This is a genomic window from Streptomyces sp. NBC_00377 (assembly GCF_036075115.1).
Taxonomy (GTDB): domain Bacteria; phylum Actinomycetota; class Actinomycetes; order Streptomycetales; family Streptomycetaceae; genus Streptomyces.
The window spans coordinates 7,033,205-7,057,470 of the sequence record NZ_CP107958.1; the positions used below are offsets into that span (position 1 = coordinate 7,033,205).

Annotated in this window: 23 protein-coding genes; 13 read left to right on the forward strand and 10 right to left on the reverse strand. The window is 70.8% G+C overall.

Annotated features, from left to right (window positions below; genetic code table 11):
* Positions 1-3 precede the first annotated feature (3 nt).
* The 6 genes from OHS71_RS31215 (at position 4) to OHS71_RS31240 (ending at position 6,958) form a co-directional block, all read left to right on the forward strand.
* The gene (locus OHS71_RS31215; RefSeq protein WP_328482661.1) at positions 4-1,299 is read left to right on the forward strand and encodes a pectate lyase family protein; all 1,296 of its coding nucleotides are present in this window, start codon (positions 4-6) and stop codon (positions 1,297-1,299) included.
* 81 nt (positions 1,300-1,380) lie between these two features.
* Positions 1,381-2,538, forward strand: coding sequence for a pectinesterase family protein (locus tag OHS71_RS31220; RefSeq protein ID WP_328482662.1), 1,158 nt, complete (start codon positions 1,381-1,383; stop codon positions 2,536-2,538).
* 4 nt (positions 2,539-2,542) lie between these two features.
* Positions 2,543-3,571, forward strand: a complete 1,029-nt coding sequence (locus OHS71_RS31225) for a pectinesterase family protein (protein ID WP_328484703.1) — start codon at positions 2,543-2,545, stop codon at positions 3,569-3,571.
* The gene (locus tag OHS71_RS31230) at positions 3,558-4,781 is read left to right on the forward strand and encodes a dienelactone hydrolase family protein (protein WP_328482663.1); all 1,224 of its coding nucleotides are present in this window, start codon (positions 3,558-3,560) and stop codon (positions 4,779-4,781) included. The genes OHS71_RS31225 and OHS71_RS31230 overlap by 14 nt, the downstream gene beginning before the upstream one ends.
* 106 nt (positions 4,782-4,887) lie before the next feature.
* Positions 4,888-6,000 carry a right-handed parallel beta-helix repeat-containing protein gene (locus OHS71_RS31235; RefSeq protein WP_328482664.1) on the forward strand — a complete coding sequence of 371 codons (1,113 nt, stop codon included), beginning with the start codon at positions 4,888-4,890 and terminating at the stop codon, positions 5,998-6,000.
* Between the two features lie 160 nt (positions 6,001-6,160).
* Positions 6,161-6,958: an HAD family acid phosphatase gene (locus tag OHS71_RS31240; RefSeq protein ID WP_328482665.1), complete on the forward strand. Its 798-nt coding sequence runs from the start codon at positions 6,161-6,163 to the stop codon at positions 6,956-6,958.
* Positions 6,959-7,009: 51 nt separating this feature from the next.
* Here OHS71_RS31240 and OHS71_RS31245 read toward each other — a convergent pair whose 3' ends face one another.
* The gene (locus tag OHS71_RS31245; RefSeq protein WP_328482666.1) at positions 7,010-7,882 is read right to left on the reverse strand and encodes a hypothetical protein; all 873 of its coding nucleotides are present in this window, start codon (positions 7,880-7,882) and stop codon (positions 7,010-7,012) included.
* The gene (locus OHS71_RS31250) at positions 7,879-8,448 is read right to left on the reverse strand and encodes a SigE family RNA polymerase sigma factor (RefSeq protein ID WP_328482667.1); all 570 of its coding nucleotides are present in this window, start codon (positions 8,446-8,448) and stop codon (positions 7,879-7,881) included. The genes OHS71_RS31245 and OHS71_RS31250 overlap by 4 nt, the downstream gene beginning before the upstream one ends.
* Before the next feature lie 318 nt (positions 8,449-8,766).
* Between OHS71_RS31250 and OHS71_RS31255 the strand changes: the two genes are divergently transcribed.
* Positions 8,767-10,218 carry an NCS2 family permease gene (locus OHS71_RS31255; protein WP_328482668.1) on the forward strand — a complete coding sequence of 484 codons (1,452 nt, stop codon included), beginning with the start codon at positions 8,767-8,769 and terminating at the stop codon, positions 10,216-10,218.
* A 74-nt stretch (positions 10,219-10,292) separates the two neighbouring features.
* Here the strand turns inward: OHS71_RS31255 and OHS71_RS31260 are convergent, their stop codons facing one another.
* The 3 genes from OHS71_RS31260 to OHS71_RS31270 all read right to left on the reverse strand — a co-directional run bounded on the left by OHS71_RS31260 (position 10,293) and on the right by OHS71_RS31270 (position 13,204).
* Positions 10,293-11,750, reverse strand: coding sequence for a peptidoglycan D,D-transpeptidase FtsI family protein (locus OHS71_RS31260; RefSeq protein ID WP_328482669.1), 1,458 nt, complete (start codon positions 11,748-11,750; stop codon positions 10,293-10,295).
* 206 nt (positions 11,751-11,956) lie between these two features.
* The gene (locus OHS71_RS31265; protein ID WP_328482670.1) at positions 11,957-12,427 is read right to left on the reverse strand and encodes a GNAT family N-acetyltransferase; all 471 of its coding nucleotides are present in this window, start codon (positions 12,425-12,427) and stop codon (positions 11,957-11,959) included.
* 3 nt (positions 12,428-12,430) lie between these two features.
* Positions 12,431-13,204, reverse strand: coding sequence for an IclR family transcriptional regulator (locus tag OHS71_RS31270; protein ID WP_328482671.1), 774 nt, complete (start codon positions 13,202-13,204; stop codon positions 12,431-12,433).
* A gap of 139 nt (positions 13,205-13,343) precedes the next feature.
* On the opposite strand from OHS71_RS31270, the gene OHS71_RS31275 reads away from it, so the two are divergent.
* The 5 genes from OHS71_RS31275 to OHS71_RS31295 all read left to right on the forward strand — a co-directional run bounded on the left by OHS71_RS31275 (position 13,344) and on the right by OHS71_RS31295 (position 18,297).
* Entirely contained in the window at positions 13,344-14,873 is a 1,530-nt protein-coding gene (locus OHS71_RS31275; protein WP_328482672.1) for an aldehyde dehydrogenase (NADP(+)), read from the forward strand.
* A gap of 124 nt (positions 14,874-14,997) precedes the next feature.
* A complete protein-coding gene (locus OHS71_RS31280; RefSeq protein WP_328482673.1) occupies positions 14,998-15,606 on the forward strand; it encodes a DUF1349 domain-containing protein in 609 nt (202 codons plus the stop codon).
* Positions 15,607-15,828: 222 nt separating this feature from the next.
* Positions 15,829-16,332 carry a GNAT family N-acetyltransferase gene (locus OHS71_RS31285; RefSeq protein WP_328482674.1) on the forward strand — a complete coding sequence of 168 codons (504 nt, stop codon included), beginning with the start codon at positions 15,829-15,831 and terminating at the stop codon, positions 16,330-16,332.
* Between the two features lie 101 nt (positions 16,333-16,433).
* Positions 16,434-17,150: a DsbA family oxidoreductase gene (locus OHS71_RS31290; RefSeq protein WP_328482675.1), complete on the forward strand. Its 717-nt coding sequence runs from the start codon at positions 16,434-16,436 to the stop codon at positions 17,148-17,150.
* A 97-nt stretch (positions 17,151-17,247) separates the two neighbouring features.
* Complete coding sequence (locus OHS71_RS31295) at positions 17,248-18,297, forward strand: aminotransferase class V-fold PLP-dependent enzyme (RefSeq protein WP_328482676.1); 1,050 nt, start codon at positions 17,248-17,250, stop codon at positions 18,295-18,297.
* A 98-nt stretch (positions 18,298-18,395) separates the two neighbouring features.
* Here the strand turns inward: OHS71_RS31295 and thpD are convergent, their stop codons facing one another.
* The 5 genes from thpD to OHS71_RS31320 form a co-directional block, all read right to left on the reverse strand.
* Positions 18,396-19,283, reverse strand: a complete 888-nt coding sequence (gene thpD, locus OHS71_RS31300; protein WP_328482677.1) for an ectoine hydroxylase — start codon at positions 19,281-19,283, stop codon at positions 18,396-18,398.
* Positions 19,284-19,288: 5 nt separating this feature from the next.
* Positions 19,289-19,693: an ectoine synthase gene (locus tag OHS71_RS31305; protein ID WP_200729165.1), complete on the reverse strand. Its 405-nt coding sequence runs from the start codon at positions 19,691-19,693 to the stop codon at positions 19,289-19,291.
* 51 nt (positions 19,694-19,744) lie between these two features.
* On the reverse strand, positions 19,745-21,016 hold the full coding sequence (ectB, locus tag OHS71_RS31310; RefSeq protein ID WP_328482678.1) for a diaminobutyrate--2-oxoglutarate transaminase: 1,272 nt from the start codon (positions 21,014-21,016) through the stop codon (positions 19,745-19,747).
* A gap of 73 nt (positions 21,017-21,089) precedes the next feature.
* The gene (ectA, locus tag OHS71_RS31315; RefSeq protein ID WP_328482679.1) at positions 21,090-21,596 is read right to left on the reverse strand and encodes a diaminobutyrate acetyltransferase; all 507 of its coding nucleotides are present in this window, start codon (positions 21,594-21,596) and stop codon (positions 21,090-21,092) included.
* A gap of 498 nt (positions 21,597-22,094) precedes the next feature.
* Entirely contained in the window at positions 22,095-23,216 is a 1,122-nt protein-coding gene (locus OHS71_RS31320; protein ID WP_328482680.1) for a pyridoxal-phosphate-dependent aminotransferase family protein, read from the reverse strand.
* A gap of 185 nt (positions 23,217-23,401) precedes the next feature.
* Between OHS71_RS31320 and OHS71_RS31325 the strand changes: the two genes are divergently transcribed.
* Positions 23,402-24,265: a transporter substrate-binding domain-containing protein gene (locus OHS71_RS31325; RefSeq protein WP_328482681.1), complete on the forward strand. Its 864-nt coding sequence runs from the start codon at positions 23,402-23,404 to the stop codon at positions 24,263-24,265.
* Position 24,266: the final 1 nt, after the last annotated feature.

Genomic DNA, 24,266 nt, shown 5'->3' on the forward strand with positions numbered 1-24,266 from the left:
CTGATGGGGTGCACCGCGCTGGTGCTCACCGTCACCGGAACGGCCTCCGCCCGGTCCGCGCCCCACCCGGCGTCCCCCTCCGCCTCCCGCGACCTGGGCCGGCAGGTCCTCGGGGCGAAGGACGGCTGGGCCTCGTACGGGACCGGCACCACGGGCGGGTCGGCCGCCACCGCCGACCAGGTGTACACCGTCACCACCTGGGCCGGCTTCAAGGCCGCTCTCGCCGCCGGCGGCAGCGCACCGAAGATCATCAAGGTGAAGGGCGTCATCGACGCGGTCGCCGAAGGGTGCGACGCCTTCGCCGAGCCCGGATACGACTTCGACGCCTACCTGGCCGCCTACGCGCCCGAGACCTGGGGGCTGGACACCGATCTGAGCGCCGAGCCCGACGACAGCCCGGAGGGGCTGCGGCGCGCCTCCGCCGCTGCCCAGGACCGGGCCATCAAGGCGAACATCCCCGCCAACACCACCATCGTCGGAATCGGGAGGAACGCCGGCTTCAAGGGCGTCAGCCTCCAGATCAAGGCCGTCGACAACGTGATCATCCGCAACCTGGCGTTCGAGTCGCCCATCGACTGCTTCCCGCAGTGGGACCCGACCGACGGCGCGAAGGGCAACTGGAACTCCGAGTACGACACGGCAGTCGTCTACGGCTCGACGCACGTGTGGATGGACCACAACACGTTCACCGACGGATCCCACCCGGACAGTGCCGCGCCGACCTACTTCGGCATGCTCTACCAGCAGCACGACGGCGAGCTGGACATCGTGCGGGGCGCCGACTACGTCACCGCCTCCTGGAACGTCTTCAGCGAGCACGACAAGACGATCCTCATCGGCAACAGCGACAGCGAGTCGACGGCCGCCGGCGACCGGGGACACCTCAAGGTGACCTTCCACCACAACCAGTTCTCGAACCTGGTCGAGCGCGCCCCCCGCGTCCGCTTCGGGCAGGTCGACTCCTACAACAACCACTTCATCGGCGACGACTCCTACTCCTACAGCTTCGGCGTCGGCAAGGAGTCCCAACTGGTCGCCCAGCACAACGCGTTCACGCTGCCCGAGGGGATCAGCGCCGCCAAGGTGCTGAAGAGGTGGAACGTGTCGCCGCTGACCGCCGACGACAACTACGTCAACGGCAGGCTCACCGACCTGATCGCCGTGCACAACGCGGAGATCCCGGCCGAGGTCGTGCAGTCCGGCGCGGGCTGGACCCCGACCCTGCGCACCAGGGTCGACCCGGCGCAGGCGGTCCCCCGCATCGTCGACTGCGGCGCGGGCGCCGGACGCCTGGGCTGACCCCTCGTACGACGGCCGGGGCGGCGCCCGCCACCGCCCCGGCCCCCTCAGCGAACAGCCGCACCGCCAAGGAGCACCCGCATGCCCTCGCCCCTCCGGACCGGACACCCCCGAGACCCCCGACTCCCGCTCTCCCGGCGGGGATTCCTCACGGCGGCCACCGGCGCGACCGCCGCCCTCGGCCTCGCCTGCGCACCCGCGCGGGCCGCCACCACCGCGCGGCGCGGTCCTTTCTGCCGCCACGGCTCGCCGGCCGCGCGCCTCACCCCGCAGACCCTGTACGTCGACCCGCTGGGCCGGGGCGACTTCACCGCCGTCCGGGAAGCGGTAGCCGCCACCACCGGCAGCGGCTGGACCCTGGTCCTCGCCCCCGGCACCTACCGGGAGACGGTCGTCCTCGACGCCACCCGCACCGAGGCCACCTGGATCGGCGCCTCCGACGACCCGCGCGACGTCGTGATCGTCCACGACAACGCGGCCGGCACCCCCAAGCCCGGCGGCGGCACCCACGGCACCACCGGCTCGGCCACCACCACCGTGCAGGCCGCCGGCTTCACCGCCCGCCGGATCACCTTCGCCAACGACTGGCTGCGTGCCGACCACCCCGACATCACCGGAACCCAGGCCGTCGCCATCAAGGTCCAGGGCGACCGCAGCGCCTTCCACCACTGCCGCTTCCTCGGCCACCAGGACACCCTGTACGCCGACTCCACGGCCCTCACCGCCTTCGCCCGGCAGTACTACGCGCACTGCTACGTCGAGGGCGACGTCGACTTCGTCTTCGGGCGGGCGACGGCCGTCTACGAGCACTGCCGTTTCCACACCCTGAACCGCACGGACCTGGCCACCGCCCCCTACGGCTTCGTCTTCGCCCCCTCGACGGCGGGCGCCAACCCGCTCGGGTTCCTGGTCACCCGGGGCCGGATCAGCAGCGAGGCGCCCGACGCGTTCTACAAGCTGGCCCGCCCCTGGGTGCCCAGCTCCGACACCACCGCCCGCCCGAGCCTCACCGTCCGCGACACCCGGCTGGACGCGGGGATCGACGCCATCGCCCCGTACACCGACATGTCGGCCTCCTTCCCCTGGCAGAGCCAGCGGTTCGCCGAGTACCGCAACAGCGGTCCGGGAGCCCGGATCACCGTCCCCGGGAACCGCCCCCAACTCAGCGCGGAACAGGCACGGTCGGCGACCCGCGCGGCCTACCTGGGCGACTGGGAGCCCTGGAAGGAGGAGTGCTGAGATGCTGCGTCGACGCACCCTCCTCGCCGGCATGACGGGCGCCGCCCTGATCACCGCGACCCCGGCCCACGCCCGCTCCCGCCGTGTCCTGCACATCCACCCCGGCGACTCGCTCCAGGCCGCCGTGGACGCCGTCGACGGCCCCGGCCGGACGATCGTCGTCCACCCGGGGACATACCGTCAGGTCGTCGACGTACCGGCCGACAAGGAGGAGTTGACGATCCGCGGCGCCTCCCGCGACCCGCGTGCCGCCGTCGTCGTCTTCGACAACGCCAACGGGACGCCGAAGCCCGACGGGTCCGGCACCCACGGCACGGCGGGCTCCGCCACCTTCACCTCCGCCGCGCCCGGCCTCACCGTCCGCGACCTCACCCTCGCCAACGACTGGCTGCGCGCCGACCACCCGGAGATCACCGGCACCCAGGCGGTGGCCGCCCACGTCACCGGCGACCGCACACACTTCGACAACGTCCGCCTGCTGGCCCACCAGGACACCCTCTTCGCCGACACGACGGCGCTTGACGCCTTCGACCGGCTGTACTTTCACCGCTGCTACATCGAGGGCGACGTCGACTTCGTCTTCGGACGCGGCCGGGCCGTCTTCGACGCCTGTCACTTCCACACCCTCCAGCGGGAGGTGGCCTTCACCCCCAAGGGCATGGTCTTCGCCCCCGCCACCGCCCGGGCCGACCCCTACGGCTTCCTCGCGGTGCACGGCCGGATCACCTCCGGCGCCGAGGACGCGGCCTACAAGATCGCCCGGCCGTGGGTGCCGTCGTACGAGACGACCGCCTGGCCCTCGCTGGTCGTACGGGACACCTGGATCGGTCCCGGCATCGACGCGGTGACCCCGTACACCGACATGCGCGAGGCCTACCCCTGGCAGACCATGCGCTTCCGCGAACACGCCAACTCGGGTCCCGGCGCGGTGATCACGGTGCCGCAGAACCGGCCGCAGCTGACCGCCGAGGAAGCGGCCGGGCACACCCGGCGGACGTATCTCGGCGACTGGAGGCCGTATGCGCGCCCGTGATCCGGGGGTGGGGCGGCGGACGTTCGTGGTGGGCGGCGGGGCCGCGTTCCTCGCCGGGGGAGCCGCCACCGCCGACGCGCGGGCCGCCACCGGGGAAGGCCGGCCGGCCCTGGAGGAGGGGCAGACCGTCGCGGCGGACGGGACGGCCCTCGTGGAGGGGCCGCTGCCCGGCTTCCACCCCGCGCTGAGAGCCGAGCTGACCTTCCCCCTCGCCTGGGGGAACTCCCCCATCCGCGACTTCCGCGCCTGGCGCCGTGCCGCCCGCGCCAAGGTCGAGGAACTGCTGGTGGTCGGGCGGCAGGACGGCACCCCGTACGCCCCCGAGTTCACCGACCGGAGCCGGGAAGCCGGTTACACCCGCGAACTGGTGACGCTCTCCCTCTCCCGGTACGAACGCGTGCACGCCGCGCTCCTCACCCCGGACGGCCCCGGCCCCTTCCCGGCCGTGCTGCTCCTGCACGATCACGGGGCGAAGTTCGACATCGGGAAGGAGAAGCTGGTCCGGCCCTGGTACGACGACACCCGGCTCGCCTCCGCGCAGGCATGGTCGCAGCGGTACTTCAGCGGGCGGTTCGTCGGCGACGAGCTGGCCCGGCGGGGCTACGTCGTGCTGTGCGCGGACGCCCTCGGGTGGGGCGACCGCGGGCCCCTCGCCTACGACCAGCAGCAGGCCCTGGCCTCCAACTTCCTCAACCTCGGCTCCTCGCTCGCCGGGCTCATGGCCCGCGAGGACGCCCGGGCCGCCGGCTTCCTGGCCGGTCTCGGCCGCGTGGACCGCCACCGGGTCGCGGCGGTCGGATTCTCCATGGGTGCCTTCCGGGCCTGGCAGGCGGCCGCGCTCAGCGACGACCTCGCGGCCGCTGCGTCCGTCTGCTGGATGACCGGCCTGAAGGAGATGATGGTGCCCGGCAACAACACCCTGCGCGGGCAGTCCTCGTACTACATGCTCCACCCCGGGCTTCCCCGGTTCCTCGACTTCCCCGACGTGGCGGGCATCGCCGCCCCCAGGCCGATGCTGTTCTTCGACGGCGGGCTCGACCCGCTGTTCCCCGCCGACGGCGTCCGCGCGGCCCACGACAGACTGCGCGCCGTGTGGCGCTCGCGCCGCGCCGAGGAGCGGCTGCACCTCAGGAGCTGGCCGGACCTCGGCCATGTCTTCGTCGACCGCATGCAGGACGAGGTCTTCACCTGGCTGGACAGCGTCCTGTGAACCGTCCCCCTCCCCGCCTCCCGGGGCGTGCCCGCTTCCCCTCACGGTGCTCGTCCCCCGCGAGGCGCCTCACCTCCCCATGAACGACGGAAAGGACCCGCACTCCATGTCTCGTCGTACCGCTCTCACGGCCGTCACCGCCCTCGCCCTGGGCGCCGGACTCGCCGCCCTCCCCACCCAGGCGCAGGCCGCCACCGTCGTGGTCGGCAACTCCGCCGACCTGTCCACCGCCATCAGGAACGCCACCGCCGGCACGGTCATCCAGGTGCGCGGCGGCACCTACTACCCGACCGCCACCCTCCAGTCCACCGCCAACGGCACCTCCGCCTCGCCGGTCACTCTCACGGCGTACGGCTCGGAGACGGTGAAGATCGACGGCTCGTCGCTCCCGGACGGTGACTGGATCTTCAAGCTGACCGCCGACTACTGGAACGTCTCGAACATCACCTTCCAGAACTCCCCGGACAGCGCGGTCGTCTGCCAGTCCTGCACCGGCACCAACTGGAACAACATCAAGACCATCGACGGCGGCGACTCCGGCTTCACCCTCACCGGGGACGGGACCGTCGGCAACACGGTCAGGAACATCGACAGTTACGGCAACTACGACGCCGCGAACCACGGCGAGAACGCCGACGGTGTCGCCGTGAAGTTCGGCTCCGGCTCCGGCAACCTCATCACCGGCGCCCGCCTCTACAACAACTCGGACGACGGGATCGACTTCTGGTCCTTCTCCTCGCCCGTCACCGTCGAGCACACCTGGTCCTTCGGCAACGGCGCCAACCGCTGGTCCGATTCGGCGTTCGCGGGCGACGGGAACGGCTACAAACTGGGTGGCGACGGCGAAGTGGTCGCGCATGTCGTCAACAACTCGGCCGCCTGGGGCAACGCCGGGAACGGCTTCACGGAGAACTCCAACACCGGCGCCCTGGTCCTCAACCGCACCACCGCCTACGCCAACAGCAAGTGGGGTTACTACTTCGCCACCGGCTCCGCCAAGCTCGGCAGGAATCTGGCGGTGAGCAACGGCGGCGGGACGGTCAGCAAGGGCTCCAAGGTCACCTCCTCCGGCAACAACTGGGACTCCGGGGTCTCGACGCCCGCCTTCCGCTCGACGGACGCGAGCACCGCCTACAACGCCCGCAGTTCGAGCGGCACGCTGCCCGCCACCACGTTCCTGACGACCGGGTCGACGACCATCGGAGCGACCATGAACTGACCTCCCGTCAGCCCTCTGGGGCGCTTGCCCGGGCGCCCCGGGCGAGCGCCCGGAGGCCGGAGCCCGAACCGGGCGCTTGACCCGATTTTTGCCGCCGAACGGGTCTCGATCGGGCAACGGGTCTCGCGCTCACCCGTGTGACGCGCGTAGAAAACGTGTCATGTATAAGCCACTACGCATCGCGGCCGTTGCCGCGACCTGTGCCGTCGCCGGCGCCGCCCTGTTCGGCGCCGGCGCGGCGACGGCCGGCCAGTCCACGGCCAACTCCACCCACGAGCCCTACAACATCGGGCTCCTGGTGAAGGACATCGACACCTACTACGGCACCGCGCCGGACGCGAACGGCGTGTACCAGGCGTCGCCGGCCAGCCCGTACGCCAAGGACCTCGCGAGCCTCGACAAGGCCGCGAGGAAGTACATCGACAAGGCCGCCCGCAAGGCCGTCAGGAAGGGCGAGAAGCCCGCGGTCGTCTTCGACATCGACGACACGCTGCTGCTCAGCCTGGACTATGAGAAGCGGTACAACTACACGTACAACTCGGCCACTTGGGCGGCGTACGTGAACAAGGCCGACCGTCCGGCGGTGTTCGGGACCCCCGAACTCGTGCAGTACGCCGAGAAGCAGGGCGTCGAGGTGTTCTACAACTCGGGCCTCGGCGAGGCGCAGCGTTCGGCCGCCGTGGAGAACCTGAAGAAGGTCGGCGCCGACATCAACCTCGACGCCGCCCACATGTTCCTCAAGAACGCGGCCGCCCCGCCGTCCTACCTGAGCGGCTGCGCCACTCCGGGCGCCTGGACCTGCACGACCGTCCAGTACAAGTCCGGCACCCGCAAGCACATCGAGGACGACCTCGGGTACGAGATCATCGCCAACTTCGGCGACCAGTACTCCGACCTCGACGGGGGCCACGCCGACCGGACGTACAAGCTGCCCAACCCGACGTACTTCGTGAGCTGACGTCCCGTGTGAGCCGGCGCCCCGGCGCCGGCTCACCCGCGCGAGTACCTCTCAGGAATCGCCCTTGTCGTCCTCGTGCGCGGCGAAGTCGCCTCCCACGGAACCCTTCTGCCGGTCCGACCCGCCGGTGACCGCGTAGGTGTCGTCCTTGGCGTCGCGGCCGCCGCGGTCGTGGTCGTACTGCCCGGCGAACACCCACTCGCCCTTGGCGACCGTACGGCCCTCCTTCAGCACCCAGGTGTAGACCAGGAAGCCGTCCCGCTCGGCCACCGAGAAGGTGAAGTCGTCCTCGGGCAGGGAGCGCCAGGCTCCCGTCGACGAGACCCCGCCGGTCTGCGCGACCTTCAGCTGCACGGTCAGCCGGGTGAGCGCCTCGGACGTCTTCAGTGTGACGTTGCTCTGCGCCCAGAATTCGTTGCTGTGCGCGTCGACCGAACCGTCCGACCACAGCGGCCCGTCCTCGTCGTCGGTCGTCGCCGGCAGCGCGGTAGCGGGCGGGGAGGGGGTCGCCCCGGTGTTCTTCGAGGGGGAGGTGCTCGGCTTCACGGGGTCCTTCGCGCCGCCGCCCGAGCTCGGCGTGGCCCGGGGCGAGGCCGGCGGACGGCTCGTCGCGTCCGGGGACCCGACCGGCGGCGAGGAGACGGAGACCGTCTGCTGGGCCGGCGGGGTGTCGCCCTTCACTGCGGACGCCACCGCGTAGCCGCCGACCGCGAGCATGCCCGCGACCGCGGCCGTGGCCCCCACGATCCGCGCCCAGCCCCACAGCACCGGACGGCTCGCCCGGTGATCGGTGCGCTCCTGCCCCTGTCCCGCCATGCCGCGCTCGACGCGGGCCAGGATGTGCGCCCGGTCGGGCTCGTGTGCCTCGGCCGCCTCGTGCAGCCGGGCGCGCAGATCGTCGTGCACGTCCCGCCGCATCGTCATCGGTCCCTTCCTGAGGCCGGGGTCCCGCCGGTGCGCACCATGGCGGGCATCGTGAGCGGAGCTCCCTTGGCGCCGAGCAGCTTCTGGAGCTCGGCCATTCCCTTCGAGGTCTGGCTCTTCACCGTACCGACCGAGACCCCGAGGGCGAGCGCCGTGTCCTTCTCCGAGAGGTCGAAGGCGTGCCGCAGCACCACACAGGCCCGTTTGCGGAACGGCAGTCTACGCAGTGCCGACCGGACGTCCACCGCGCCGGCGATGTCGGGGTTCTCCGTCTTCTCCTCGCGCTGCGACCAGAACAGGGCGACCCTGCGGCGCTCACGGACGGCGCTGCGGATGCGGGTGCGTGCGAGGTTGGCGACGACGCCACGGGCGTACGCCACCGGGTGGTCGGCCGCGCGCACCCGGTCCCAGCGGTTCCACAGCGCGAGAAGGGCGTCCGCCGCGAGATCGTCGGCGGCGTCCGGCTCACCGGTCAGCAGATGGGCGAGGCGGGACAGTTCGGCGTAGTGGCGGTCGAAGAAGGCATGGAATTCCACGGAGGCGGCGTCGTCGACGACTGTGCCCACGGGTGACCTCCTCTCGGTACGACTGGTACGGCTGGCAGGGCGGGTACGGCCGGCGGGGCTCGTGGCGCCCGACGGGCCCGCCTGTGCGTGTCATGCGAATGACATGGGGAGGCTCCGGGGAGGCGGCCGGGGCGAGATCGGGAAGCGTAGCAGTGAACGACTGCTCGGCTTGGTGCGGGGGTTCGAACATCATGTGGCAGGCCGAACGACTCCGGAGCCCGATTCCGTAACACGGCGAAAACCTGAGCACGGTTCAACGCGTGAACAATCCAGCCAGCATCCGCACCCAGATCCTTCAGGCACCTAGGAGCACCAGCCATGTCCGAGACGAAGAAGGCGGCCGGCCGGCCGAGCACCTCGCCACCCGCGGCGAGCAGCGTCGACCGGTTCTTCCGGATCACCGAGCGGGGATCCACCTTCGGCCGGGAGATACGCGGCGGCTTCGCCACGTTCTTCACCATGGCCTACATCCTTGTCCTGAACCCCATCATCCTGGGCAGTGCCAAGGACAAGTTCGGGCACCAGCTCGACACCGTCCAACTCACCACCGCCACCGCCCTGGTCGCCGCGGTCATGACGATCGTCATGGGCGTGGGCGGCAACCTGCCCCTGGCACTCGCCGCGGGCCTCGGCCTGAACGCGGTCGTCGCCTTCCAGATAGCCCCGCTGATGAGCTGGGACGACGCGATGGGCCTCATCGTCCTCGAAGGACTGCTCATCTGCGTGCTGGTGGTGACCGGTCTGCGCGAGGCCGTCATGCACGCCATCCCGCAAGGGCTGAAGCAGGCGATCAGCGTCGGCATTGGTCTGTTCATCGCCTTCATCGGCTTCGTCGACGCCGGTTTCGTCAGCCGTATCCCGGACGTGGCGGGCACCACCGTCCCCGTGCAGCTCGGGGGTACCGGCACCCTCACCGGCTGGCCGGTGCTCGTCTTCTGCCTCGGCGTGCTGCTGACGATCGGACTGCTGGCCCGCAAGGTCAAGGGCGCGATCCTGATCAGCATCGTGACGATGACGGTCCTCGCGATCGTCATCGACTCCCTCGCGGACATCAAGTCCTGGGGCCTGACCACACCGTCGTTGCCCGACAGCGTCGTCGACACCCCGGACTTCGGGCTGATCGGTCACTTCAGCCTGTTCGGCGCGTTCGGCGAGACCGGCGTCATCACGGTCGTCCTGCTGATCTTCACCCTGGTCCTGTCGGACTTCTTCGACACCATGGGCACCGTCGTCGGCATCAGCGCGGAGGCCGGCCTCCTGGACGAGAAGGGCGACGTTCCCCACCTCGGCCGGGTGCTGCTCATCGACGGCGCGGCGGCGGTGGCGGGCGGCGCCGCCTCGTCGTCCTCCGCGACCTCCTACATCGAGTCGGCCGCGGGCGTCGGCGAGGGGGCGCGCACCGGCTTCTCCAACCTGATCACCGGCGGCCTGTTCGCCCTCGCCCTGTTCCTGACCCCGCTGCTCACCATCGTCCCCCTCCAGGCCGCCGCCCCGGCCCTGGTCGCCGTCGGCTTCCTGATGATGACCCAGGTCAAGAGCATCGACTGGGACAAGTACGAGATCGCCATCCCGGCGTTCCTCACCATCGCCGTGATGCCGTTCACGTACTCGATCACCAACGGCATCGGCGCGGGCTTCGTCGCCTACGTCGTCATCAAGACCGTGCTCGGCAGGGCGAAGGACGTCCACTGGCTGCTGTGGGGGGCTTCTGCGCTGTTCGTGGTGTACTTCGCGATCGACCCGATCAAGCAGATCCTCGGCGTGAAGTAGACGCCCCGAAGAGGCGCGCGGGAAACCGCGTGAGCGGCCCACGGCGGACCCGTGGGCCGCTCACGCGGGCCACCTCAACGCTTCAGTGCCGCTTGCATCATCGCCTTCGCCACCGGAGCGGCCAGCCCGTTGCCGCTGACCTCGGAGCGCGCCGCGTCGGACTGTTCGACCACGACCGCCACGGCGACCTCCTTGCGGGAGGAGCCGGACTTCCCGTACGACGTGAACCAGGCGTACGGCGCCTTGCTGTTGTTCTCGCCGTTCTGGGCGGTGCCCGTCTTGCCGCCCACCGTGACGCCGTCGATGAGCGCGTTCGTGCCCGTGCCCTTCTCGACCACCGTCTGCATCGCCGACTGCAACTGCTCGGCCGTGGAGGCGCTGACGACCTGGGTGGCCGACGCCTTGTCGTCGTAGTCCTGGAGGACGTCGCCTCCGCCGTCGGTGATCTGCGCGACCATGTGCGGCGAGACGAGCTTGCCGCCGTTGGCGATGGCGGCCGACACCATGGCCATCTGCAACGGCGTCGCGGTCACGTCGAACTGGCCGATCCCGGTCAAGGCCGTGGAGGAGGCGTCCATGCCGGACGGGTACACGCTCGGGTACGCCCGCACCGGCACGTCCTGGCTCTCGTCGTCGAAGCCGAACTTGTCGGCCGTCGCCTTCAGCTTGTCCTGCCCGAGCTGGACCGCCATGTGCCCGAACACGGTGTTGCAGGAGTACTGCAACGCGACCCGGATCGTGGCGTCCTCGCAGGGCGCGGACGTGTTCTCGTTCCTCAGGGGCGTCCGTGTGCCCGGCAGGGTGTACGGGGTCGGGCTGTCCGTCTTCTCGTCCACCGACGAGTACAGCCCGTCCTCCAGCGCGGCCGCCGCCACCACCAGCTTGAACGTCGAGCCCGGAGCCAGCGGCTGGCGCAGCGCCCGGTTGGTGAGCGGCTTGTCGGAGTCCGCGTTGAGCTTCTTCCAGGCGGTCCCTGCGGTGTTGGCGTCGGTCAGCGACGACGGGTCGTACGACGGGGTCGACACGACCGCAAGGATCCGGCCCGTCGCCGGGTCGATCGCGACGGCCGCGCCCTTCTTGTCGCCGAGCGCGTCGTACGCCGCCTTCTGCACGGCCGGGTCGATCGTGGTGAGCACGTCGCCCGGGTCCGCCCGCCGGCCGGTGACCGTGTCCAGCGCGGTCTTCAGACGGATGTCCGTGCCGTTGAGCAGGTCCGCGTAGATGCCCTCCAGCTGGGTCGGCGCGTAGCTCTGCGAGGCGTAGCCCGTCACCGCCGCGTACAGCTCGCCGTTCGTGTATGTGCGCTTGTATCTGAGGTCGCCGCCCGTGGTGACGGCCGAGCCGGTGATCGCCTTTCCGCCCACGATGATGTTCCCGAGCGGCTCCGCGTAGGTCAGAATCGCGTTGCGCCGGTTCTTCTTGTCGTCCGCGAGTGCCTGGCCCTCGAAGAACTGCACCCAGGTCGCCCGGAGGAGCAGGGCGAACACCAGCAGCAGCGCGAAGACCGAGGCGCGCCTGATCGTCTTGTTCATTGCGAACAGGTAGACGAACGGGACGGTGGAGATCGTTCCCTTCGCCCGGCATTCTCATCGTGCACTCATCCGGGACCGGACCGGGCGACGGCCGGCCGCGACCGGCCCGGAACCGAGCCGCTGACGTGCCGGCCGGTGACGACGGGTCCAGACGTCGGCGCTGCGGCCGCGGCGGGTCCGGGCCGGCCGGTGTGTCCGCGGCCGGTTCAGGTCTCCAGGCGCAGCACGATCTCCTCGATCTCGCCGCCACGCGCCTGGGCGTAGCCGGTGGCCCGGGCGGTGGGCCGGAAACCGCACTTCTCCAGGACCCGGAGAGAGCCGGCGTTGTCGGCCGCCGCCCGCGCGAACAGCGGCCGCTCCGGGACCTCGGACACCAGCGCCCGCAATGCCTGTGTGGCGATGCCGAGGCCCCAGTAGGCACGGTCCACCCAGTACGTCACCTCGCGCTCGCCCGGCTCCCCGTACACCGCGGCGCTGCCCACCACGTCCCCGTCGGCCAGGATCGTGCGCGGCACGGCGGACGAGGCGCGGATCTTCTCCCAGTGGGCGTCGAAGGCGTCCCGGTCGGCCGGTTCCTTCGCGGTGAACGCGGCCATCCGCAGGGATTCGGGGTCGTTCTGCTGCCGGAAGAACACCGGCAGATCGCTGTCGTGGACCTGGCGCAGGGTGATCAGCATGCGTCAGAGCCTACGGGTCGCCAGGGTGAGCCGGTCGCGCGCGTCGAACAGCGCGTCCTTCACCAGCTGCTCGTGCGCGGGGGTGAGCCTCGCCACCGGCACCGAGCAGCTGATCGCGTCCCGGGCCGGCGTGCGGTACGGGATCGCCACGCCGAAACAGCGCAGGCCGAGCGTGTTCTCCTCGCGGTCCACGGAGAACCCCTGGTCGCGGATCTGGTGGAGCTCCTCGATGAGCTTCTCGCGGTCCGTGATCGTGTGCTCGGTCAGCGCCGGCAGCGTCTCCGGCAGCAGCTTGCGGACCTGCTCGTCGGTGTACGTGCTCAGCAGCGCCTTGCCCAGGGAGGTGGAGTGGGCGGGCAGCCGGCGGCCGACGCGGGTGAAGGGGCGCAGGTAGTGCTGGGACTGGCGGGTGGCGAGGTACACGACGTTCGTGCCGTCGAGCCGGGCCAGGTGGATGGTCTCGGTGGTGTCGTCCGAGAGCCGGTCGAGGGTGGGGCGGGCGGCGGCGACCACCTCGTCGCCGTCGATGTAGGAGGTGCCGACGAGCAGCGCCCGCACTCCGATGCCGTACCGCGTGCCCGTCGCGTCCGTCTCCACCCAGCCCAGCTCCACCAGGGTGCGCAGCAGCATGTAGAGGCTCGACTTGGGGTAGCCGACGGCCTCCTGGACCGACGCGAGTGAGTGCATTCCTGGGCGGCCGGCGAAGTATTCCAGCAGCTCAACCGTCCGCACCGCGGACTTGACCTGTGCTCCGCCCCCCGTCTCGCCAGCCGACATCGCCCTTGACCCCTTCGTTCGACGGGAAATACGCTCCGACAGCATATTCATCATCAGAGACAGCGTTCAGTATATCGAACAACCCTGGTGAATGAGCCAGTACCAAACGTGGTCAGAACCAAGCGTGGAGGGACCCGCGGTGGCAGCAGCACCAGTCTGGAGTGTCGACCCCCGAACCGGGAAGCAGCGTGAACAGGTTGCGGTGGAGGCCACGGCCCAGGAGGTCGACGCCGTCGTGCGCGCCGCCCAGGACGCGCGCGGCTTCCTCGCCGACCGTACCGTCCGCGCCGCCTTCCTGCGTTCCGCCGCCGACCGGCTCCAGGCGGCCAAGGACACGCTCGTCGAGGTGGCCGACGCCGAGACCGCGCTCGGTCCGGTCCGGCTGACCGGTGAGCTCGCGCGCACCTGCTACCAGCTGCGCGCGTTCGCGGACATCGTCGACGAGGGCGCGTTCCTCGACATCGTCATCAACCACCCCGACGACACCGCCACCCCGCCCATCCCCGACCTGCGCCGCTACAAGGTGCCGCTCGGGGTGGTGGCCGTGTACTCGGCGTCCAACTTCCCCTTCGCGTTCTCCGTCGCCGGCGGTGACACCGCGAGCGCGCTCGCGGCGGGCAACCCGGTCGTCGTCAAGTCGCACCCCGACCACCCCGGCCTGTCCGAACTGGTCGCCAAGGTGGTGCGCACGGCCGCCGCCGAGCACGGCATCCCGGCGGGCGTGCTGGGTCTGGTCCACGGCTTCGAGGCCGGCGTCGAGCTGATCAAGCACCCGCTGGTCGCCGCGGCCGGCTTCACCGGCTCGATCCGGGGCGGGCGCGCGCTGTTCGACGCGGCCGCGGCCCGGCCGGTGCCGATCCCGTTCCACGGCGAGCTGGGTTCGCTGAACCCGGTGGTGGTGACCGAGGCGGCCGCCGCGGAGCGGGCGGAGGCGATCGGGACCGGCCTCGCCGGATCCATGACGCTGGGCGTCGGCCAGTTCTGCGTGAAGCCCGGACTGGTGCTCGTGCCGTCCGGCGCGGCGGGCGACGGGCTGGTCAAGTCGCTCACCGACGCGGTCAGCGACACCGACGCGGGCGTGCTGCTCGACCACCGGATGCGTGACAACTTCATCGCCGGGGTCGCCGAGCGGGCCGGGCTGCCCGATGTGGAGTCGCCCGTGACGCCCGGTGCGGGCGGGGAGCACACCGTCAGCGCGGGCTTCCTGACCGTGCCCGCCTCGCGGCTGGCCGCCGAAGGCGCGCACGACCTGCTGCTCGAGGAGTGCTTCGGCCCGGTCACCGTCGTGGTCCGCTACGACGACGAGGGCGAGGTCAAGGCGGTGCTGTCGCGCCTGCCCGGCAACCTCACGGCGACCGTCCAGCTGTCCGAGGAGGAGGCCGCGGGCGAGGGCCGGGGCGGGGAGATCCTCGCCGAGCTGACCCCGCTGGCCGGACGCGTGCTGGTGAACGGCTGGCCCACGGGTGTCGCCGTCGCGCCCGCCCAGCATCACGGCGGGCCCTACCCGGCCACCACCTCCACGTCCACCTCGGTGGGCGGAACCGCCATCGAGCGGTGGCTGCGGCCGGTCGCCTACCAGAACGCTCCCGCGGCGCTGCTGCCGGTGGAGCTCCGGGACGACAACGAGCTGGGTCTGCCCCGCCGGTTCAACGGGCGTCTGGAGCGGTAACGCTCCACCCGGTGCCGTCGGGCACCGTGGGGGGCGCGGTGGTTCGGCGCAGACACGTCCGTCGTGGCTTGTCGCGCAGTCCCCGCGCCCCTTGGCCTCTCGGCTCCCCTGAGATGATGAGGCCATGGACGTTTCCCTTCCCGAACTGCCGTTTCCCCTCCGCACCTACGGGCCCGACGGTCACTGGTCCCATGAACACGGGGTGCTCACCGGGTGGGCCGGGGCCCGGCAGGACCGGTTCGTGCCGCCCACCGGGGACGGGGTCGACCCCGCGGCCGACGCGCCGCGGCTGCTGGGGGCGCCGGAGGGCGACTTCCAGCTCATCGCGCGCGTCACCGTCGGCTTCAACTGGGCGTTCGACGCGGGGGCGTTGTACGTCCATGTCGGTGAGCGGGCCTGGGCCAAGCTCTGCCTGGAGTACTCCCCGGACGTGGCCACCGTCTGCACCGTGGTCACCCGTGGGCACTCGGACGACGCCAACTCCTTCATCGTGGAAGGGAGTTCCGTCTGGCTCCGGGTGAGCAGGACCGGGCGCGCCTTCGCCTTCCACGCCTCCCGGGACGGCCGGCGCTGGACCTTCGTCCGGCTGTTCACGCTGGGGGAGGAGAAGGAGACCGGCGCGGCCCTGGTCGGTTTCATGACGCAGTCCCCGATGGGCGAGGGATGCGTCGTGACCTACGACCACCTCGAGTTCAGGACCGAGTGGCCGGACGATCTCAGAGACGGAAGCTAGTGCCGCGGCGGGCAACGTTTGCCCGTCAAGGAGCGGCGTCCGGTGCGTGCTCTCGGCGTGCCGGCCGGAAGTCCTCGTACTGGACGTACCTGGGCTTTCGGCCGGTGCGGCGAGAGTGCGTGCCGGGCGTCGCGACGGGGCGAACGTTGCCTGTCGCGGCACTAGACCGCACGGTTCCCGGCCGCCCGGAACCGGCGACACGGCCGCCCCGTCCTTCCCTGCATGATCGAAGAACGCGAGACCGGACACCGGACGATCCGCACCGCCGTCCCCGCCGAGGCCGAGAAGGTCGCCGCGCTGCACGCGCGTGCCCGGGCCACGTACTACCCCGACGGGCTCCCGCAGGACGGCACCGACTGGCTCGCCGTCTGGCGCACCGCCATCGAGCGGTCCGACGGCCAGGTGCTGTGCGTGGTCGAGCGGGGCCAGATCGTCGGCCTCGCGTCGTTCCGCACGCCGGAGGGCGCTCCCGCCGACACGGTCAAGCTGTTCCAGTTCCACGTCGACCCCGGCCACTGGCGGGCGGGGATCGGGACGGACCTGCACGTGGCCTGTGTCGAGCAGTGGCGGGCGGACGGCCGACGCACGGCCCTGCTGGACGTGCACGTCGACAACCGGCGCGCCCAGGCCTTCTACGCACGCCAGGGCTGGCGTCCGGACCCGGACAACCCGCCGGCCGAGGGTGACCACCATCTCTGGCTGAGGTTCGAGGTGACCGGGGAATGAACCGTCCTGCTTGAACGTTCATGCACTCGGCGGAGGGAACCTCCGTGCGGGCCCCGCCGGGAGTCCCCGTACCAGTCGCACGACCTGGAGAGAGCCGAGACATGCGCGTCGAGATCTGGAGCGACATCGCCTGCCCCTGGTGCTACGTGGGCAAGGCCCGCTTCGAGAAGGCGCTCGAGGCCTTCCCGCACCGCGACCAGGTCGAGGTGGTGCACCGCTCCTTCGAGCTGGACCCCGGCCGCGCCAAGGACGACATCCAGCCCGTGCTGACCATGCTCACCAGGAAGTACGGGATGAGCGAGGCGCAGGCGCAGGCCGGCGAGGAGAACCTGGGCGCCCAGGCCGCCGCCGAGGGGCTCGACTACCGCACCCGGGGCCGCGACCACGGCAGCACCTTCGACATGCACCGCCTGCTGCACTTCGCCAAGGTGCAGGGCAGGCAGGACGAGCTCATCCAGATCCTCTACCGGGCCAACTTCGCCGAGGAGCGGTCCCTCTTCTCCGAGGGCGACGACCGGCTCGTGGAGCTGGCCGCCGAGGCCGGTCTCGACGCCGGCGCCGCCCGCGAGGTCCTCGCCGACCCCGACCGCTATGCCGACGAGGTTCGCGCCGACGAGAGCGAGGCCGGCCGGCTCGGTGCGAACGGCGTGCCCTTCTTCGTCCTCGACCGTGCCTACGGCGTCTCCGGCGCCCAGCCCGCCGAGGTCTTCGCGCAGGCCCTCACCCAGGCCTGGGGCGACCGCTCCCCGCTGAAGCTGATCGACGACGGCGGTGCGCAGGCCTGCGGTCCCGACGGGTGCGCGGTGCCGCAGCACTGAGATACCGCAGGTGAGGGCACATCCATAAGCGATCCTTGGCGGAATCACGTAGGAATCGGCAATGGACGAGGGGAGGCCGGGGTCCCACAGTGGACCCATGGAAACCTTCGAGAGCCTCGTCCGCGCCGAGTTCACCCCGAAGACCACATACCTGAACACGGCGAGCAACGGCCTGCTCCCGGCCCGCACCGTCGCCGCCCTTCACGAGGCGGCGCTGCTGCGCGCCGAGGGCAGGCCGCTGACCCCGCTGCACGAGGACGTGGAGGCGTGCCGGGCCGCGTACGCCCGGCTGGCCGGCGTCCCCGCGAGCCGGGTGGCGCTGGGTGCCTCCGTGGCCGCCCACACCGGCGTGATCGCCGCCTCGCTTCCCGCGGGCGCCGAAGTGCTCACCGCCGAGGACGACTTCACCTCCGTGCTGAACCCGTTCCATGTCCGCGGGGACCTCAAGGTGCGCGCCGTCCCGCTGGAACGGATCGCCGAGGCCGTGCGCCCCGGCACGGCGCTGGTCGCGGTCAGCGCCGCCCAGTCCGCCGACGGCCGGCTCGCCGACCTGACCGCCCTGCGCGAGGCGGCCCGGGCACACGGCGCCCGCACCTACGTGGACTTCTCGCAGTCCGCCGGCTGGCTCCCGACCGACGCGGACGCCCACGACTTCTCCGCCGCGGTCTCCTTCAAGTGGCTGCTCGGCCCCCACGGTGCGGCCTTCCTCGTGGTGCCTGAGGACTTCGGCGGGCTGTCCCCGGTCCTCGCGGGATGGGTCGCCGGCGAGCGGCCCTGGGACAGCTGTTACGGCCCGGTGGCCGAACTCGCCCACTCGGCACGCCGCTTCGACCTGACGCACGCCCTGTTCAGCTACGCCGGGCTGCGCCGCTCCCTCGAACTGGTGGAGGAACTCGGTGTGGCGGCGATCGGCGCCCACGACCTCGCCCTCGCCGACCGCTTCCGCGCCGGCCTGGCCACGCTCGGCCACCGCCCCGTCCCGGCGCCCGGCTCCGCGATCGTCTCGGTGCCCGGACTCGGCTCCCGCCAGCCGGAGCTGGCCGAAGCCGGCATCCAGGTCTCCGACCGCGCCGGTCATCTGCGGGCCGCCTTCCATCTGTTCAACACGCCGGCCGACGTCGACCGCCTGCTGGACGCCCTGGCCTGAGACCGGGGCGTCCGGTGCTCGACGGGCCCGGGCCCCCTCACCCGCATCGGGGGGAGGGGGCCCGGGCCCGTCGGCGCGTCCGGCGCGGGACAGGAAATTCAGCGCACCGGCGTGAAGTCCCGTGCGCCGATGAACTCCGGCCTGCGGATCGGCGCCGCGAACGGCTCCACGGCCGTGTTCTCCACGCTGTTGAACACGATGAACACGTTGCTGCGCGGGAACGGGGTGATGTTGTCGCCGGACCCGTGCATGCAGTTGCAGTCGAACCAGGTCGCCGAACCGGCCCTGCCCGTGAACAACTTGATGCCGTGGTCGCCGGCCATCGCGGTCAGCGCCTCGTCCGACGGGGTGCCCGCGTCCTGCATCTGGAGCGACTGCTTGTAGTTGTCCTTCGGCGTGGCGCCCGCGCAGCCGAGGAACGTCCGGTGCGAGCCCGGCATGATCATGAGCCCGCCGTTGGTGTCCAGGTTCTCGGTCAGCGCGATCGACACGGACACGGTCCGCATGTTCGGCAGGCCGTCCTCGGCGTGCCAGGTCTCGAAGTCGGAGTGCCAGTAGAAGCCCCCGGCCCCGAAGCCCGGCTTGACGTTGATCCGCGACTGGTGGACGTACACGTCCGATCCCAGGATCTGCCGGGCCCGCCCGACGACCCGTTCGTCACGGACCAGGGCGGCGAAGACCTGGCTGAGCCTGTGCACCTCGAAGACGGACCGGATCTCCTTGGAGCGCGGCTCGACGATCGACCGCTCGTCCGCCCGGATCTCCGGGTCGGCGACGAGGCGCTCCAGCTCACGCCGGTACACGGCGACCTCGTCGTCGCCGATCAGTTGCTCGACGGTGAGGAAACCGTCGCGCTCGTACTCCTGGAGCGCGGTCGTCGGGATCGGGCCAGGCGTGTCGGGGGAGCCCCACAGGACGGGGTCCTTGCGGGGGACGGACACCTCGGTGGTGCCACGGGTGGGATAGAGATCGGTCGGGGTGGTCACGACGCTCACACCTCCTCGGGCTCGGTCAGCAGGGGGTACACGCCGTTCTCGTCGTGGTCCTCCCGCCCCGTGACGGGCGGGTTGAACACGCAGATGCAGCGGAAGTCCTCCTTGACGCGGAGCGTGTGCCGCTCGTGCCCGTCGAGGAGGTACATGGTGCCGGGCGTGATGCGGTGCGTGAGCCCGCTCTCGTGGTCGGTCAGCTCGGCCTCGCCCTCGACGCAGACGACGGCCTCGATGTGGTTCGCGTACCACATCGACGTCTCGGTGCCGGCATACAGAATCGTTTCGTGCAGGGAGAACCCGACCCGTTCCTGGGCGAGCACGATGCGCTTGCTCTCCCAGGTGCCGGACGCCGCCCTCACATGCCGGTCGGTGCCTTCGATGTCCTTGAACGAACGGACGATCACGGTGCTGCGATGCCTCCTAGGTCGGGGAAGGATGAACGGGGCCCGAGGGCGTCAGACGGTCTCCCGTACGGCGCGGGCGACGACGCTGAGGCCCTCGTCCAGTTCCTCGGGGGTGATGGTCAGGGCCGGCAGCAGTTTGACGACCTCGCTCTCCGGACCGGACGTCTCGATCAGCAGCCCGAGTTCGAAGGCGCGCTGCGCGACCCGCCCGGCCCGCGCCTTCTCGTGGAACTCCAGGCCCCACACCAGGCCGCGGCCCCGGTACTCCTTGATGTCGGCGAGGTTCTCCTCGGTGATCGAGATCAGCCCCTGCTCCAGCTGCTCGCCGCGCGCCCGGGTCTGCTTCTCCATGGCGGACCCGTCGGCCCAGTAGGTCTCCAGGGCGGCGGTGGCGGTGACGAAGGCCGGGTTGTTGCCGCGGAAGGTGCCGTTGTGCTCACCCGGCTCCCACACGTCCAGCTCGGGCCTGAACAGGCAGAGCGACATGGGCAGTCCGTAGCCGCTGATGGACTTGGAGACCGTCACGATGTCCGGGACGATGCCGGCCTCCTCGAAGGAGAAGAAGGCCCCGGTGCGCCCGCATCCCATCTGGATGTCGTCGACGATCAGCAGCATGTCCTGCCGCTCGCACAGCTCCTTGAGCGCCCGCAGCCACTCCGGCCGCGCCACGTTGATGCCGCCCTCGCCCTGCACCGTCTCGACGATCACCGCGGCGGGCTTGTTGAGCCCGGAGCCCTGGTCCTCGAGCAGCCGCTCGAACCACAGGAAGTCGGGGATCTGGCCGTCGAAGTAGTTGTCGAACGGCATCGGCGTGCCGTGCACCAGCGGGATTCCGGCACCGGCCCGCTTGAAGGCGTTGCCGGTCACGGCGAGCGACCCGAGGGACATCCCGTGGAAGGCGTTGGTGAACGACACGATGGCCTCGCGTCCCTTCACCTTCCGCGCCAGCTTCAGCGCGGCCTCCACGGCGTTGGTGCCGGTCGGGCCCGGGAACATGACCTTGTAGGGCAGGTCGCGCGGCCGCAGCACCAGGTCCTGGAAGGTCTGGAGGAAGGACCGTTTGGCGACGGTCGACATGTCGAGCCCGTGCGTGACCCCGTCCCGCATCAGATAGTCGACCAGCGCCCGTTTCAGCACGGGGTTGTTGTGGCCGTAGTTGAGGGAGCCGGCGCCGGCGAAGAAGTCCAGGTACCGGTGACCGTCCTCGTCGTACATGCGGCTGCCCTGCGCGCGGTCGAAGACGGCGGGCCAGCCGCGGCAGTAGCTGCGCACCTCGGACTCGAGGGTCTCGAAGACGCTGAGGTCGGGCTGGGTGATGGTCACGACGAAAAACACTCCTCGGTGGGGGTCGGAAGGAGGGCGGGAAGGCTGCGGGGCGTTGCGGGAGGCGCGGAGGTCAGAAGGAGAGGGGGCCGATGCGGTACAGGACCTCGGGGTCGTGCGGGCCGTCGGGGAACAGCCCGGCGTCGAACAGCACCTCGCGGGTGACGGTCGCCCCGTGCCGCTCGGCGTACGAGGCGAACAGCCGCTCGGAGGCGGTGTTGCCCGGCGTGATCGTGGTCTCCACGGTGGTGAGCGGGCGTTCGGCGGCGAGCCGCGCGGTCAGTTCGTCCAGCAGCGCGGCGGCGAGGCCGCGACCGCGCTGCGCCGCGTCGACGGCCACCTGCCAGACCAGCAGGGTGTGCGGGTCCTCCGGGCGCACGTACCCGGTGACGAAGCCGACCGGCTCGCCGCCTTCGGCGCGTGCCACGGCCGAGGTGGCGGCGAAGTCACGGCACCACAGCAAGTAGCTGTAGGAGGAGTTCAGGTCGAGCGTTCCGGATTCCTTCGCGAGACGCCAGAGTGCTGCTCCGTCTTCCACCGACGGTCGGTCGATAAGTAGGTCTGCTTGTGCGGCAGTCATGCGGCTTGAACTTACCCAGCGGAATCAAAAAAGGCATGGAGAGGCCGTGGTGATTCCGTGATGCCGCAGGGACGTGTCACCGTTTCATCCCTTTTTGCACCGCACAAAAAGTGCATATTACTCTGCTTGTGCAATGCGTCACGCGCTGGTGACCCACTCGAAATTCCCTGCGTTTAGGTCAGGGAAATCCGGGCAGGAGAACTCGGGAACGCTATCGCCGAGAAAGTGACGGAGAGGATTGCCGAGGGAATACGAGGGGAAATTCACAAATCATCGTGAATTCAGGCTCCGGTAACCCGTCGATGAACTCACCGAGAATGCCCGCGTGACCGTCGCGCCGGGCGTACTTCCCGATCATTTCGATCATGTGGAGCACACCCGGCGGAATGCGGCCGGGCGCCGGGCGGTCGGGCGGCCGGCCGGTCGTGGGGGCGCCTAGGGCGTGTCTGACAATTCCCGCCGGACGCCGCGCGCCCGGCGGGAATTGTCAGACACGCCCTAGCGCCAGGCGGCTTCCACGCCACGGCGGGCTGCCGCGAGGTCCACGTCCTGTCCCCGCTCCGCCAGTGCCGCGCCCAGCGCCGCCAGGCACCCCTGCACCACGCCGACGGTCGCATCGCCGCCGTAGTGGTTGACCCGGATCATCTCCTCGGCCAGCGCGCCCCCGCCCGCGGCCAGCGGCAACGCGGGGTCGCTCGCCAGCGCCCGGGCCACCAGCTCCGAGGCCACCACCCCCGGCGGCGTCCGCAGCGTCGTGGCGACGGGCGCCGCCTCCGCCGCGTCGCGCACGTACGGCTCCAGACCGCCGCCCAGCGCCACCGCGCCCGCCCGGGTCGCGGCGGCCGCGGACGCGTGGCGGGCCATCACCGTCTCCAGCCCCTGCGCCTCGATCCGCTCGACGCACGCCTCCAGCGCCAGCATCTCCAGCTGCGCCGGGGCGTGCAGCAGCGCCTTGCGACCGCCGTCCACCCACCGCTGCTTCCAGTCCAGCAGGGACAGGTACGAGCGGCGCGGAGCCCCCGGGTTCGCGGCCATCAGCGCCCACGCCCGCTCACTCACCGACACCGCCGAGACGCCCGCCGGGCCGCCCATCGCCTTCTGTGCGCCGATCACGCACAGGTCCACGCCCCACGCGTCCGGCAGCACCGGCTCCGCACCGATCGAGGCCACCGCGTCCAGGTAGAACAGCGCGCCGTGCTCCCGCACCACGTGGCCGATCTCCGCGACCGGGTTGGTGTTGCCGGTCGCCGCCTCCGCGTGCACCAGCGACACGAAGTCGATCTGCGGGTGCTCGGCGAACGCGTCCCGGACCTGCGCGGCCGTCACCGCCGTGTGGAAGGGCACCGCGAGGTCGATCACCGTGGCGCCGCAGTCGCGCAGCCAGTCGCCGAAGGTCTGCCCGTACGGGCCGGTGATCACGTTCAGCGCGGTCGTACCGGGTCCGGCCGTACCGCGGATCGCGCCCTCCAGCGGCAGCAGCGCCTCGCCCTGCATGATCACGACGTCCTGCCGGGTGTCCAGCAGCCGGGCCACCCGGTCCTCGATCGAGGCGAAACGCGCGGCGCTCAGCGGTGCGAGGTCCAGGAACGGGTGTGTCACGGCGGTGCTCTCTTCACTCACGGGGTAGAGGTGACGAGACTAACCGGCACGCACCCCACCCTCCCCGCCCTCCCCACTGACCACCACCTCGCCCCCTCACCGGTGACTTCCCAGGCCGAACGACCTCGTAGCCATCGGTTTGGTTTGAGAGCCTCAAACTTCTCCTTATAATCGGAACCCATAGTTCTCTTACAGGAAGGCCCGCCGTGAACACCCACCCCGGCCGCCGGACCCGCGTCCTGGCCGCCACCACCGTGACGGCCGGGCTGCTGCTCGTGGCCGCCTGCACCTCCACCGATGACGGCGGCAGCGGGTCCAAGACCGCCGCCGGCGGGGTCGAGCTCGCCAAGGCGGGCCAGCTCACCACCTGCACCCACCTGCCCTACCCGCCGTTCCAGTCGGAGATCGACGGCAAGGTGCAGGGCTTCGACGTGTCCCTGATCGACCTCGTCGCCAAGAACCTGGGGGTCGAGCAGGAGATCCTCGACACCCCCTTCGAGAATTTCAAGACCGGCGCCTTCCTCAACTCCGGCACATGCGACCTGGCCGCCGCCGGCATGACCATCACCGACGAGCGCAAGAAGAACGTCGACTTCTCCGACCCCTACTTCGACGCCACCCAGGCGGTCCTGGTCGACAAGGGCGCGGGCGTCACCTCGCTCGCCGACGTGAAGGCCAAGGGTGTCAAGCTGGGCGCCCAGGCCCAGACCACCGGCGAGGACTACGCCAAGAAGCAGGGCTTCGACCCGGTCTCCTTCGAGTCCTCCGACGCCGTGCTCAACGGCCTGCGCACCGGCCAGGTCAAGGCCGTGATCATCGACTACCCGGTCGTCCAGGGCTGGCTGAAGACCAAGGCGAACGCCGACGCCTTCAAGGTCGTCGACAACCTCAACACCGGTGAGCAGTACGGCTTCACGGTGAAGAAGGGCAACACGAAGCTGGTCGCCGCGATCAACAAGGCACTGGCGGACGCGAAGGCCGACGGCACCTACAAGAAGCTGTACGAGAAGTGGATCGGCCCCTACGACGAGTCGGCCGCGTCCCCGTCGGCCGCCGCCTCGGCCTCCTGAC